At 71.0% G+C, this 13,034-nt stretch carries 13 protein-coding genes; 3 read left to right on the plus strand and 10 right to left on the minus strand.

The window, feature by feature from the left end:
* Window positions 1-82: 82 nt before the first annotated feature.
* The 4 genes from ABD808_RS15385 to ABD808_RS15400 are packed head-to-tail and all read right to left on the minus strand — an operon-like array spanning window position 83 to window position 2,517.
* Entirely contained in the window at window positions 83-637 is a 555-nt protein-coding gene (locus tag ABD808_RS15385; protein ID WP_344896527.1) for a thiamine pyrophosphate-binding protein, read from the minus strand.
* Window positions 637-1,860 (minus strand): amidohydrolase family protein, encoded by a 1,224-nt coding sequence (locus ABD808_RS15390; RefSeq protein WP_344896530.1) that lies wholly within the window; start codon window positions 1,858-1,860, stop codon window positions 637-639. Before ABD808_RS15390 ends, ABD808_RS15385 begins: the two co-directional genes overlap by 1 nt.
* Window positions 1,857-2,147, minus strand: a complete 291-nt coding sequence (locus ABD808_RS15395; RefSeq protein ID WP_344896533.1) for a hypothetical protein — start codon at window positions 2,145-2,147, stop codon at window positions 1,857-1,859. The genes ABD808_RS15390 and ABD808_RS15395 overlap by 4 nt, the downstream gene beginning before the upstream one ends.
* Before the next feature lie 4 nt (window positions 2,148-2,151).
* Window positions 2,152-2,517: a Rieske (2Fe-2S) protein gene (locus ABD808_RS15400; protein WP_344896536.1), complete on the minus strand. Its 366-nt coding sequence runs from the start codon at window positions 2,515-2,517 to the stop codon at window positions 2,152-2,154.
* Window positions 2,518-2,814: 297 nt separating this feature from the next.
* On the opposite strand from ABD808_RS15400, the gene ABD808_RS15405 reads away from it, so the two are divergent.
* Window positions 2,815-3,783 (plus strand): CHAT domain-containing protein, encoded by a 969-nt coding sequence (locus tag ABD808_RS15405; protein ID WP_344896539.1) that lies wholly within the window; start codon window positions 2,815-2,817, stop codon window positions 3,781-3,783.
* Between the two features lie 102 nt (window positions 3,784-3,885).
* Here ABD808_RS15405 and ABD808_RS15410 read toward each other — a convergent pair whose 3' ends face one another.
* Window positions 3,886-5,685: a glycoside hydrolase family 9 protein gene (locus ABD808_RS15410; RefSeq protein WP_344896542.1), complete on the minus strand. Its 1,800-nt coding sequence runs from the start codon at window positions 5,683-5,685 to the stop codon at window positions 3,886-3,888.
* Window positions 5,686-5,800: 115 nt separating this feature from the next.
* On the opposite strand from ABD808_RS15410, the gene ABD808_RS15415 reads away from it, so the two are divergent.
* The gene (locus ABD808_RS15415) at window positions 5,801-6,982 is read left to right on the plus strand and encodes an ROK family transcriptional regulator (RefSeq protein ID WP_344896545.1); all 1,182 of its coding nucleotides are present in this window, start codon (window positions 5,801-5,803) and stop codon (window positions 6,980-6,982) included.
* Between the two features lie 16 nt (window positions 6,983-6,998).
* On the opposite strand, the gene ABD808_RS15420 is transcribed toward ABD808_RS15415, so the two are convergent.
* Both ABD808_RS15420 and ABD808_RS15425 read right to left on the minus strand, forming a co-directional pair.
* The gene (locus tag ABD808_RS15420) at window positions 6,999-8,045 is read right to left on the minus strand and encodes a methyltransferase (RefSeq protein ID WP_344896548.1); all 1,047 of its coding nucleotides are present in this window, start codon (window positions 8,043-8,045) and stop codon (window positions 6,999-7,001) included.
* 270 nt (window positions 8,046-8,315) lie between these two features.
* Window positions 8,316-8,930 carry a TetR/AcrR family transcriptional regulator gene (locus ABD808_RS15425; RefSeq protein WP_344896551.1) on the minus strand — a complete coding sequence of 205 codons (615 nt, stop codon included), beginning with the start codon at window positions 8,928-8,930 and terminating at the stop codon, window positions 8,316-8,318.
* Window positions 8,931-9,104: 174 nt separating this feature from the next.
* Here ABD808_RS15425 and ABD808_RS15430 point away from each other — a divergent pair, with 174 nt between their 5' ends.
* Window positions 9,105-9,491: a hypothetical protein gene (locus tag ABD808_RS15430; protein ID WP_344896554.1), complete on the plus strand. Its 387-nt coding sequence runs from the start codon at window positions 9,105-9,107 to the stop codon at window positions 9,489-9,491.
* Between the two features lie 7 nt (window positions 9,492-9,498).
* On the opposite strand, the gene ABD808_RS15435 is transcribed toward ABD808_RS15430, so the two are convergent.
* Genes ABD808_RS15435 through ABD808_RS15445 form a run of 3 tightly spaced genes read right to left on the minus strand, consistent with a single transcriptional unit; the run spans window position 9,499 to window position 13,034 of the window.
* Complete coding sequence (locus ABD808_RS15435) at window positions 9,499-10,194, minus strand: isochorismatase family protein (RefSeq protein ID WP_344896557.1); 696 nt, start codon at window positions 10,192-10,194, stop codon at window positions 9,499-9,501.
* Window positions 10,195-10,203: 9 nt separating this feature from the next.
* Window positions 10,204-11,817 (minus strand): (2,3-dihydroxybenzoyl)adenylate synthase, encoded by a 1,614-nt coding sequence (locus ABD808_RS15440; protein ID WP_344896561.1) that lies wholly within the window; start codon window positions 11,815-11,817, stop codon window positions 10,204-10,206.
* Window positions 11,817-13,034 carry an isochorismate synthase gene (locus tag ABD808_RS15445; RefSeq protein WP_344896564.1) on the minus strand — a complete coding sequence of 406 codons (1,218 nt, stop codon included), beginning with the start codon at window positions 13,032-13,034 and terminating at the stop codon, window positions 11,817-11,819. The genes ABD808_RS15440 and ABD808_RS15445 overlap by 1 nt, the downstream gene beginning before the upstream one ends.

The following is a 13,034-nucleotide window of genomic DNA, read 5'->3' on the forward strand; positions in this document are numbered from 1 at the left end:
ACTTCTCGCGTTCTGGAGACCTTGATCACGGCTCCCGCTACGGCTCCCTGACGATCTTGTGCTGTTGTTTTGCCTGGTCTTGCTAGGTGTCTGAGACTAGATCAGAAACCGGCCCGGCCGGCTGCGTTCGCGCGACGTCGAGCGCACGGTCCACGACCGTCTCGACCTGCACCGCGTCGCGCAGCTCGTAGTCCCACTTCACGAGTTCTCGGAGCATCCCCGCCTGGTCGTACAGTTCCTGCGCCCAGTGGATTCCCGCGTCGCGGGCCCCGGACGGGCCGTCCTCGAACAGCGGCGTCCGCCCGGCGGTGACCAGGAGCGGGACGCGGCTGCGCGCGGCGGTGAGCACGCCGCACACCGCGTTCGCCGTCCCGACGCTGGTGTGCAGCATGACGGCCTGCGGCTTCCCGTCGCCGAGGTACGCGCCGTGCGCCATCGAGACGGCGAGGTTCTCGTGCGCGCACAGCACGATCTCCGGCAGGTCGAGGCCGGAGATCGGCCGCCGTCCGTACGCCTCGACGACAGGGGCGAAGTCCGTCCCGGCGTTGACGAACAGGCGGCCGATCCCACGGTTCTTGAGCAGCGCGAGGTACGCTTCCGCGACCGTCGCCGCCGCGATTCGGGTGGTGCGTGCCATCAGTCGGCGTCCGGTCCCTCGGGGAGGTTGAACAGGCGCGCGGCGTTGAGGCCGAGGATGTTGCGTTTGGCCTTGGCGTCCAGGAAGCGGATGCCGAGGATCGAGCCGGGCAGGTCGAAGTCCCAGTGCGGCCAGTCCGAGGCGTACAGCAGCTGCGTCTCGGCGTTGATCGCCTTCATCGTCGCTTCGAGGAGGTCGTGGTCGTCGCACTCCATCGGCTGGGACGTGTAGAACATCTCCCGCATGTACTCGCTCGGCAGCCGGGTCAGCAGCGGCGCCTCCGACGTCCGTTTCAGGTACTCGTGGTCGAGGCGCTGCATCAGGAACGGCACCCACGCCAGGCCGCTCTCCACCCAGATGACCTTCAGTCTCGGGAAGCGTTCGGGCAGGCCGTTGATGATCCAGTTGGTCAGGTGCACCATGTTGCAGTGCACGAACGACAGCGCGTGCACCGAGATGAACCTGTTCATGGTCTTCATCCAGTCGTCGTCCCACGTCGGACCGGCGTGGAACGCGAGCGGCAGGCCCGTCTCCTCGATCGCGGCGTACAGGCGCATGAACTGGTTGTCGTGCACCGGGGAGTACCGGATGCTCGTGACCAGGAACCCGACCACGCCGGGCTTTCCCGCGAACTCGCGGACGATCCGCAGCGCCATCTCGGGCGAGCGCAACGGCAGGTACGGCATGAACTTGATGCGCGGTTCCTCGGCGCAGAACGCCTCGATCATCCACCGGTTGTAGGCGTACGCGGCCTGCGCCTCGCCCTCCGCCAGCGGGGACATGCCGAGGCCGAGCAGGCTCGTCGGGAACACGACCTGGACGTTGATGCCGATGGCGTCCATCGCCCGCCGTGACAGCTCGATGTCGCGGTGCCGGGTGACGCCCTCGACGGCCTCGGCCTGCGGGTCCTGGTGCGGCACCCGCCCGTGCATCGACTGCGAGCTGGCCCCCGAACCGCCCGGAGCCGGGTACGGGACGTACATCATGGTGCCCCGCGCGTCCAAGGTGGCGAGCGAGTTCGACCTCATCACGGGGTTCTCCATGAACTCCAGCACCTCGCGCCAATGCGCGTTGGGTTCACGGTGCGAGTCCACGTCGACGATGAAGTAGTCGTCCAGCCCGTACTCCACCGACTGCTGGCGCGCGTGGTCGAGCATGTCCCGGGTGTCGGTGAAGCGGTCGAACTGCGGCGGCAGCGTCTTCACCCGCGGGTCGGTCGTCATCGTTGCTCCTGTCCGTCGCGGCCCACGGCGTCGACGCGGCTGTTGGAGAACCACACCGCGAACTCGAACGGGGTGAGCGACTGGGCGTGCAGCAGCGCCGCGGCCGCCGTGCACGCCTCCGTCGGCGTCAGCTTCAGTTCGGCGAGGGCGGCCGGGCCGTACGGGTTCTCCGACCCGTCGGTGTAGAGGCGGACCGCGAGTGTCAGCAGCGCGCCGAGCGCCACCGGGTCGTCGGGCCGGTGCCCCGCCGCTGCGAGATCGCCCAGCTCCGCGACGAGCCGTGCCATGTCCTCAGAGTTCGACAACGATCTCGCCGCCCTTCTCGAAGACGCGGTACCCGCGCAGCCGGACGCGCGGGTCGCCGGGATGCCTGCCGGTGCGCAGGTCGTACTCGTAGCCGTGCCAGGGGCACACGATGTGGACATCGTCGGAGAACGCGTCCCCGAGGCTCCGCTTCTCGTCGTCGAGCCGCTCCACCACCCGGTTGATGATCATTCCCTGGCACACCGGCCCGCCCGCGTGCACGCAGTAGTTGCCGTAGGCGTAGAGCGCGCCGTCGATCCGGAAGACGCCGATCTCGGTGCCGTCCACATCGACGACCAGCCGTCCCCCGTCGGCGAGCTCCACCGAACTCCCCACCACCACCTGCCCCTGCATACCTCACCACCTCGGTGATCAATATTGTATACAATAACCCCGACTGTCAACGAAAGCGCGGCACAATCCTATTTAAGACAGCCTATCGACCATCCGGGAATCACCAGGGAGTCACCACGCGGTCGCCCTTCGCGGCGCTACGGTCGTGAGATGGAGTCTTTACGGGGCGCCACCGGGACGGCGTACGTGTGCGGACGAGGCGTCGGCGACGCGCCCGGCCCGGAGAGCCGGGAAGAAGCGGAAAGGTGACCGGGCACGACGAGAACGTCGCGGCGGTCCGCGCCTGGTTACCTCCTCATGACGACTGAGGCGGACGCGGGACGCGACCCCACGCTCCTGCTGCGGACCGCCGACCTCTGGCGCCGGATCATCGACCTGACGCCGGCCGATCACCCCCGGTTCCCCGAGCGCCTGTCCAACCTGAGCGGCCTGCTGCGGCAACGGTTCGAGAACGGCGCCCCGGAGGAGGTCCTGGACCAGGCGGTCGACATCGCGGGTCAGGCCGTCCGCGCCGCGCCCGCCGGGCACGCGGAGCGGGGCGTGTTCCTGTCCGCGCTGTCGGCGGCGCTCCCGGTCCGGTACGAGCAGCGGGGCGAGCGGGACGACTTCGACAGAGGCGTCCACGCCGCGCGGGAGGCCGTGGACGCAACCCCCGAAGGCCACCCTCACCGCGGCATGTACCTGTCCAATCTCGGCATCTGCCTCCAGACCGGTTTCCAGCGGTACGGCCCGCGGGAGTCGATCGACGAAGCCGTCGAGCTCGCGCGGAACGCGGTGCGCGCCACCCCGGACGGCCACCGCAACCGGGGCCGCCTTCTGGGGAACCTCGGGATCGTCGTGGGCCTGCGGTCCCGCCACAGCGGCGCCGCGAGCGACCTCGAAGAGGAGATCGGCATCACCCGCGCCGCGCTCGCGGCGATCCCGTCCGATCACCCCGACGCACCGGGGGGGCTCGCCGGGCTCGGCGTCGCGCTGCTGGAGCTCTACCCGCACACCCGCGACGGCGCGATCCTGGACGAGGCGGTCCACCTCACGTCGGCGTTCCAGCTCGCGGGCTACCCGCACGTGGTCGGGACGCTCTGGGGAATCGACGACCGGGTGGCCGTGGAGACCGCGGAGGTCTTCTACGCGAACCTGAGCCACGGACCGAACGCCGTCGACACGAACCGGGCGGCCCACGCGCTCCACCACGCCGTCCGAGCCATGCGGGACCAGCTTCCCCGCTCGTCTTCCCTCTGGGCCGCCCACGTCCACGCCGGTGCCTGAGCGGTGTCGCATACGCGAGCGGGATGGCGCGCGAGAGCTTTTCGCGCGCCATCCCTTTGCGTCGCGCTCATGCACGCGGGTGCGTGAGTGTTGGGGTGGGTGTTAGCCGAGGGCGGCGGCGTTCAGGTACCAGCTGGTGTGGGGGAGCCATTGTTCGCCCCAGCGCCAGTCGTCGTCCTTGCCGGTTTTGACGAATCCCTGGTCCCACAGGATGCCGCTGCCGTCCTCGTTCTCGCCGGTGATGCCGTTGACGATGCCGCCCGCGTTCTGGAGGAACTGCCAGGATTCGAGCCACAGGTACTGCGGGTTGTTGCGGCCCGAGCCGTCCAGCATGCAGACGTCGTACGGGTTGGCGCCGAGGATCCAGTTGAGCTGGTCCGCCGCGTACGAACGTAGTTTCGCGGCGAAACTGTGGTCGTCGGAGAATTGTCGGGCGGCCAGGCGTGCGGCTGTCGCTAGGGAAGCGATGCGTGCGTTCTCACCCTGCCACCACTGGTCTTTCGTGCGCGGGGTCACGTTGTGGGGGAAGAAGAACTGGCTGGCGCGTTTGCCGTTCGCGTCCTGGACGAGTTGCCGGGCATAGCCGAACGGGTTGGTGACCTCTTCGGTGACCGCTAGTTCGAAGGTGAGGGAGCGGCGTACGGCGTCGAGGGCTCGCTTCTTGGCGTCGCCGTCGGCGATACCGGCGTAGGTGAGCAGCGCGACGACGGGGAGCCCGGCGTCGGACGGGTGGAAGTACGGGCGGTCCTTGTCGTCCGCGCGCCAGTAGTCACGGTAGCCGTGCCAGGACACCAGGCGGGACGACAAATTCGCCGCACGCTTGTCGGCGCTCTTCTTGTAGGTGTCGTCTGACGTGGCGCGGTAGAGCTCTACTGCGGCGAGTAGCGCGTTGTAGTCGTCTTGGATGTTCTCTTTGCCGTCGTTGGTCATGCGGACGTTGTTGGCTTCGAGGTAGGCGAAGGCGTCCTTGGCGGCCGACAGGTATTCGGCGCTTTCGTAGTCGCCCGATACGTCATGCGTGCTCGCGATGGCCAGCGCGGCGATCGCCATGCCGCCGCCCTCGCGGAAGTTGACCTGGGCGGTGCCCAGGGTGCGCTTCACCGGGTCCTTCGGGGGGCCAGGCTGGCCCACGCTGCTGTAGAAGGACTCTCCCTGGACGTGGACGCGCCGGATGTAGTCCGCCCCGAAGAGGCCCTCGTCCTGGAGCCAGGTGCGCAATTGTGTGAAGTTGTCGTCCTTCCGGGCGGTCAGTTCCCGGTAGGAGACGAGCAGTGACCACGCGGTGAGCGGGATCTGGAGCGTGTTGAAGTAGGAGAGGGCCGACAGTTGTGTGAAGTGTTTGCCGAAGTCGCCGGTCGCGTCGTACCACCCGCCGTGCGCGTCGACCTTCTTCCCGGTGGTCCCGAGCGGCAGATGGTGGTCGAACTTGTCGTACTGGCCGGAGCAGCGCCAGCCTTTGAAATGGTGGACGACGTGCGAGAGCGTGTAGCGCTCAAGAACGGTCGCCTCGATTTTGAACTGTGCCGACCTGGCGGAGCCGATCGCGAGGTAGTAGTCGCCGGGACGTTTCACCGTGGAGAAGTCGGCCGTCCAGTATTGGTTGCCGTCCCAGTCGGCGACGCGGCCCGCGTGGCGGAGCCGTCCGCTGTGGACGGTCTGGCCCGTGCTCGCGTCGACGAGCTGGAACCGGCCCGGCGAGCGGTGGGCCGTGACGATGGCGCGCTTGGGCGCGTCCGGGTCGAAACCGACGTTGTTGAGGAGGATCCGCGTCGTGGCGTCGCCGTGCTCCGGGGGAGCCGCGGCGGCCTCCGCCGGAGCGGCCACCACGGAGGCGGCCGTGTATCCGGCTCCCACCGTGGCGGCTCCGATCAGGAAGCGCCGCCGATCACGTGCTGTTCTCATACCGCACCACCCTCGTGTCGCGTGGACCCCCCGATACCTGTGCTTTCCGATAGTTTCGTTAACAACATTGCAATATTCTGTGATCTTGCCGCGTAGGTCAACGGGGGACGGGCGAATGTTCGATGGCGGCGGGCGTCCGGCGCTGCTCCGCCGGATCAACGAGAGCACCGTGCTGGCCCGGCTGCGCGAGGCCGGACCGCTCCGGCTGGCCGATCTCAGCGACCGGACGGAGCTGTCGCGCCAGACGGTCGCGCAGGTCGTGGCCTCGCTCGTCGACGACGGTCTGGTCGAGTACGTCGAGGCGGGGCGGGCGGGGCCGCGTCCGCCCGGTCGTCCGGCCCGGCTGGTGCGGTTGCGTCCGGACGCCGCGCACGTCGTCGGCATCGACATCGGTCCGCATCGCACGCTCGTCGTCGTCGCCGACCTGACCGGCCGCATCGTCGCCGAGGACCGGGGGGACAGCAGCCGCATCCGCACCCGCGACGGGATGCTCGCTCATGTGCGCGACCATGTCCGGGACGCGCTGGCCGCCGGTGGCGTGCGGCCCGAGACGGTCCGCGCGGTCGGTGCTGGGACGCCCGGGATCGTCGAGGCCGAACACGGCGTCGTGGTCGAGGCGGCCACGATGCCCGACTGGAGGTCGATCGACCTCGCCGACCGGCTCCGGGCCGCGTTCGGCTGCCCGGTGTTCGTGGAGAACGACGTCAACCTCGCCGTCCTCGCCGAACGTTGGCACGGTCCCGGCCGGGACGCCGGGATCCTGGTCGCCGTCCAGTGGGGCGGCCGGGTCGGCGCCGGGATCCTCGTCGGCGACCGGCTGCTGCGCGGCGCGCACGGCGCGGCGGGCGAGGTCGGGTTCCTGCCCGCCGACCCGTCGGCGTGCGAGCCGGGACCGACCGGGCGGACGACTCTCGGCCCGTTCGAACGCCGGGTCGGGACGGCCGCCATCGCGGAGCTGACCGGCGAGCACTCCGTAGACGACCCGGCGGGCGCGACGCTGAGCGCCGCCCGGGACGGCGACCCGGCCGCGCTGACCGTCGTCGACACGATCGCCGAGCGGTTCGTGCGGGGACTGGCGCCGCTGATCATCATCCTGGACCCCGACCTGGTCGTCATCGGCGGCGGTGTCACGCGCGCCGGGCCGCCGCTGCTGGAGGCCGTCGAGCGGCATCTGCGGGGGCGGACGCTCGTCCGTCCGACGTTGGCGCTGTCGGCGCTCGGCGACCGGGCGGTGGCACTCGGCGCCGCCCGCCTCGCCCTGGACGACGTCGAACGGCGGCTGTTCACCGTCCGCTGACCGAGGCCGCGCGGGTTCAGACGGCGGTGGCTTCGAGGGCGCTCTCGGCGCGCGGGTCGGGCACCGGCGCCGGGTGCGCCGCCACCAGCTCGAACCCGGAGCGGGTGAGCAGGTCGCGGTACTCGGCGAGGGTGCGTTCGCGGCCGGTCACCATGACGAGCATCAGCAGGTCGACCAGCTTCGCCGGGCTGAACCCCGGGCCCTCGGGGATCAGCTTCTCCAGGAGGACGAGCCTGCCGCCCGGCTCCATCGCCGCCCGGACCGTCCGCAGGATCTGGACGGCCTTGTCGTCCGGCCAGTTGTGCAGGCAGCGGGACACCACGTACAGGTCGCCGCCGGACGGCACGCGGTCGAAGAAGTCGCCCTCGGTCAGCCGGACGCGCTCCAGCACGCCCGCGGCGGCGAGCCGTCCGCGCGCCTCCGGAACGACCTCCGGCAGCTCCAGCAGGACGCCCCACAGGTCGGGGCGCGCGGTGAGGGCGTCGGCCAGCAGGGTGCCGGTGCCGCCGCCGACGTCGACGAGCGTCCGGACGCCGTCAAGGTCGCAGCTCGCGGTGAACGCGGCGGGCGTCTCGCCCGTCCCGCCCATGGCCTCGTTGTATCGGCGTTCGGCCTCGGCGTCGGCGTGCAGGTACTCGAAGAAGCCCATGCCGTGCGCCCGGTCGAAGGCGGGCTTCCCGGTGCGCGCGGTGTGCATGATCTCCGCGAAGGAGCGGAACACCTCCTCCCCGTACATGATCGCGCTGCGCCGGGCGGAGCGCGCGGCGCCGGAGCACAGCAGCCGGGACGCGTCGTTGAGCCCGTACGTGCGCGGGCCCGGCTCCTCGAAGAGGCCGACCGCCGCGAGCGCGCGCAGCATGCGGTGCAGCGCCTCGGGGTGGGCGCCGCACCCGGCGGCCAGCTCGTCGGCGGTGCGCGGGCCGTCGTCCAGCAGGTCGGCGACGCCCAGCTTGGCCATGGCGTATCCGGCCTGGGCGAGCCAGCTTCCCGACAGGACGCTCAGCAGCACCATGCGCTCGACGGTGTTCGCGTCGGGGACGCCCGCGCCTGTCGATGGACTCATCTGGTACTCCCCGGTGGAAATCGCGTCGGTGCCGACGGAACGAGCTGGGAGCGACCGACACCTGGCCGGGAGAAAGTGTGTAATGCGATCCGGGCGCGGCGCTAGCCCAGAATGGGAAGAATTGCCTAGCAATCCATGATGGGCCAGGTGGCGCGCGTGTCAGCCGCCGCGCGAAACACCGATAATTCCGACAAGACAGACCAATCGGATTTCCGATCGGGGCGTTGCCGACGCGCGTGGGAACGACGTTTTATGACGGCGGAGAAACTGTCAGGACGGCGCCGCCGGACGGTCGTTCCGGCGCTCCGGCAACCCGAGGACGCGGCGGCAGATCTCGACCGCCTGCTCGGTCGACCGCTCGGGCCCGGCACCGGACGGCCCGCCCAGCCTGGTCAGCACCGAACGCAGACCAGCCAGCAGGAACGACGCGACGAACCCGGGGTCGGCGGCGGGCCGGGTGCCCTCCAGCGACTCGACGAACCGCACGATCACCCCCTCCAGACGGCCGATGACCTCCGTCTCGTCGAGCGGAGACTCCCGCATCAGCGCGACCACCAGTGGCCGCTGCCGGTGGTGCAGGACGGCCGTCTCGCGCAGGAACGACTCCAGGGCGTCCAGCGGGTGGCGCGGCGCGTCCTCGGCGGTCAGCGGCGCGGCCGCCGCGAACAGGTCGCGCACGTACCGCTGCTGGAGGTCGTGGAACAGCGCGGCACGGGAACCCCAGTAGTGGTACATGGTCCCCTTGGCGACGTGGGCTTCCGCGGCCACCTGGTCCATGGTCACGCGCGTCGCGCCGTCTTCGCGGGACAGGACCCGCGCGGCGGCGTCCAGGATCCGGTTCTTGCGCACATCGGGTGGCAGCCGCACCCGAGGTTTTGCAGGCATGGGACACCTCATGGCGACGAGGCCTTCCGGTGACCAATGCCGGTCACCGGCCCCCCTGCCTCAGGGTAGTCGATCGTGTTCCGGCGGCGGATTCCGCGAGGCGCGCGGCCTACGTCCCATTAGCATGGGGTTCATTCCGCGAGGGGGCGGACGGTCCGGCCGATTGAGGTGGCGATGTACCCGGTTCCAGCTGGCGGTGTCGAGCCCGTCCTGCTCCAGATAGGCGACATGTCCCTGACGAGCACGCACGTGATTCTCCCCTACGGGCGGTACCCGCTGCACGGCGCCACCTGGACCGTCCAGGACTCCACGCAGACGACCGAGGGCATCCCGGTCGTGGCCATCGTGCTGACCATCATCTTCGTCTGGTTCTGCCTGCTGGGCCTGCTCTTCCTGCTGATGAAGGAACGCCGTTACGTCGGTTTCGTGTCCATCTCCGTGACCGGTCCCGGGTTCCACCACGCCGCCCAGTTCCCTCCCGGCCCCCAGTCGAGCGCCTGGGCGGCCGGTGTGGTGGGTCAGGCCAGGGCCATCACGGCCTCGGCGCCCCCCTCGATCTGAGGGTCGGTCAGCCCACCCCGGTCACCGAGGCGCTGCCGGTCACCGATGCGCTGCCAGTTACTGAGGCGCGGCGGCGGGCGAGCATGGTGAGCAGGTCGGCGGTGCTGACGACGACGGAGCAGCGGTCGGCGGCGTAGGTGAGCGCCATGGCGTGGTGGTCGGCGGAGAAGTCGGCGGTCGCGTCGGAGGCGAAGAACGTCTCGATGTCGCGCATGAACGCCTCGGACGCGGTCATCAAGCAGCCGATGTGGGCGTAGATGCCGGTGACGATGAGCTGGTCGCGGCCGAGGTCGGCGAGGGTCCCGGCGAGGGACGTCCGCTGGAACGCGCTGTAGCGCCACTTGGTGAGGTGGATGTCGGCGTCCCCGGGCCGCAGCGGGGCGATGATCTCGGCGGCGCGGGGCTCGGCGGGGATGCCGTCGCCCCAGAAGTCCTGGAGGAGCCCGCGCTGCGCGAGGGTCTGCGCGCCGGGCTGCGCCGTGTAGACGACGGGAATCCCGAGCGAGGCGCACCGCGAGCGCAGCGCGAGGATGTTGGCCACCAGTTCGGGGATGGGGGAGACGTCGCGGGTGAAGGCGTCCACGAAGTAGTTCTGCATGTCGTGGATGAGCAGCGCGGCGCGGCCGGGGTCGGCCGTCCAGGCGACCCGGTTGGCGGGCACGGTGTCGGGCATCGGATAAGGGGTGATTCCGGGCAGTCCCATGACGCGCTCCTAACGGGTGGGAGCGAGCCGCGCGGCGAGGGCGCGGCGCAGCTCGCGCTTGCTGATCTTGCCGACTCCGGTGACCGGGAACTCGTCGACGATCTCGACCCGGTCGGGGATCTTGTAGGGGGCCAGGCCCCGGTCGCGCAGGTGGGCCCGCAGGTCGGCGGGGGTCGGCGGGTCCCCGCGCGGGACGACGACCGCGCAGGTGCGTTCGCCGAGGAACCGGTCGGGGACGGCGACGACGGCCGCGTCCCGCACGCCGGGATGGGTGAGCAGATGGTTCTCGACCTCTTCGGCGGCGACCTTCTCGCCGCCCCGGTTGATCTGGTCCTTGACCCGGCCCTCGACGACGAGGTGCCCGGACGGCAGGCGGCGGACGACGTCGCCCGTCCGGTAGAAGCCGTCGGGGGTGAACGCGACGGCGTTGTGCTCGTCGGCCCGGTAGTAGCCGCGGATCGTGTACGGCCCCCGCGTGAGCAGTTCGCCGGGTTCGCCCGGAGGCAGCTCGGAGCCGTCCGGGTCGACGACGCGGATCTCGTCGTCCGGGGAGATGGGGCGGCCCTGCGTGGTGAGGTGGAACACCTCGGGTTCGCCCGCGCGGGTGTAGCAGACGAGCCCCTCCGCCATGCCGTACACCTGCTGGAGGTCGCAGCCGAGGGCGTCGCGGACGCGGGCGGCGGCCGCGTCGGCGAACCGCGCGCCGCCGACCTGGAGGACGCGCAGGCTGGACAGGTCGTGCCGGGTCGTCCGCGCCGTCTCCATCCACAGCAGCGCGAGCGGCGGGACGAGCCCGGTGAGCGTGACGCCCTCCGCCTCGATCAGCGGGAACGCGGCGGACGGCGCGGGCCGGGGCGCCATCACGACGCGTCCGCCTGCGTGCAGCACGCCGAACACACCGGGCGAGCTCATGGGGAAGTTGTGCGCGGCCGGGAGCGCCGCCAGGTACACGGTGTCGGGCGTGAGGCCGCAGATCTCGGCGCTGGCGCGGATGCTGTACAGGTAGTCGTCGTGGGTGCGCGGGATCATCTTCGGCGTGCCGGTGGTGCCCCCGGACAGCTGGAAGAGCGCGACGTCGGACGGGTCGGAGTCCGCGAAGTCGGCGCCGTCCGCGTGGACGTCGGCCAGGGCGGTGAACTCCTGCGCGTCCCCGGCGACGAGGACGTGCCGGACGCTGGGCGCCTCGTCCCGGACCTGCCGGGCGAGCGTCCGGTAGTCGAACCCGTCGTGCTGGTCCGCGACGACGTAGGCGACGGCCTCCGAATGGCGGGCCAGGTGGACGATCTCGCTCGACCGGTGCGCGGGAAGCGTGAAAACCGGGATCGCGCCGAGCCGGAACAGCGCGAACGTCGTCTCCAGGAACGCGGCGATGTTCGGCAGTTGGACGACGACGCGGTCACGCGGCCGGACACCGAGGGCGGCGAGCCCGGCGGCGAGGCCGGACGCGCGTTCGTCCAGTTCCCGATAGGTGCGCCGGACGCTTCCCGATACGACGGCGACGCGGTCGGCTTGTTCGGCGGCGAGGCGGGTGAGCAGAGCGCCGAACGTCTCGCCGCGCCAGTGTCCGGCGGCGCGGTGGCGTGCGGCGACGTCGGCGGGCCACGGGGTGCAGTGGGGGAGCATCACAGGTCCCGGTCGATTCCGAGCGCACTCAGGAACGTGCGGAACTTGGCGGTGGTCTCGTCCAGTTCGGCGGCCGGGTCGGAGCCGGGGACGATCCCGGCGCCCGCGTAGCCGCGGATCTCGTGCGGCGCGACCTCGGCGCAGCGGAGCGCGATCGCCCATTCGCCGTCGCCGGACGAGTCCGTCCAGCCGACGGTCCCGCTGTAGAAGCCGCGGTTGAAGGGTTCGAGTTCACGGATGGCCTTGCGGGCGAGCTCGCGCGGGGTGCCGCAGACGGCGGGCGTGGGGTGCAGCGCCGCTGCGAGGTGGATCGAGTCGACCTCCGGGTCGATGATCCGGCCCTCGATCCGCGTCGACAGATGCCACATGGTGGGCGTCCGGGACAGCGACGGCTTGTCCGGGACCCGCAGGTCGCGGCAGTAGGGGCGCAGGCCGTCGGCGACGGCCTCCACGACCACGGCGTGTTCGTGCAGGTCCTTCGCCGAGGCGAGCAGCGCCTCGCCCGCGCGGGTGTCCTCGTCGGGGTCGGTGTGCCGGGGCGCGGACCCGGCGAGCGGGTTGGCGGTGACGACGCCGCCGGTGCGCTGGACGAGCAGTTCCGGGCTGGCCCCGAGCAGCGTGTGCCCATGCAGCAGGTCGACCGCGAACACGTACCCGGCGGGGTTGCCGTGCGCGAGCCGGTGCAGCATCGCGGGCACGTCCGCGCGGACGACGTCGTCGAGATGGAACGCGCGGGCCAGCACGACCTTGCGGAGCTTGCCCTCGGCCAGCCGGTCCAGGGCGGCGGCGACGCTCCGCTTGTACCCCTCGGCGGTCGGCGAGTGCCGGAGCGAGCCGAACGCGACGGGCGGTTCCGGCGGCGGCGGACCCGCCCACGACGGACCCTTCTCCTGTGGGGGGTCGACCCCCCACGCCCCCCGGAAGGACCCTGACCACCGCACAGTGGCGGGCACGGTCAGCCGCGCGGGCGTCGTCGACTCGAACGGCAACGCGCCCACGACGATCGGACGGGGCCGTCCGGCGGCCCGCGCGTCGGCGAGCGTCTCGCGCACCCGGCGGGTCAGCGTCTCGACGGGGTTGCTGGCGACGTTGCAGGTCGGGACGGTGGCGGCGGTGCCCCGCGCCAGGATCGTGTGCCCGGGGGACCGGAAGAAGAAGGAGTCGCCGGGCCGATAGTCGCTGAGGAGGTCGGCGTGCAGCTCGGTGAGGATCGTCAA

Origin of the sequence: Actinomadura meridiana (assembly GCF_039537545.1) — a bacterium.
Lineage (GTDB): Bacteria > Actinomycetota > Actinomycetes > Streptosporangiales > Streptosporangiaceae > Spirillospora > Spirillospora meridiana.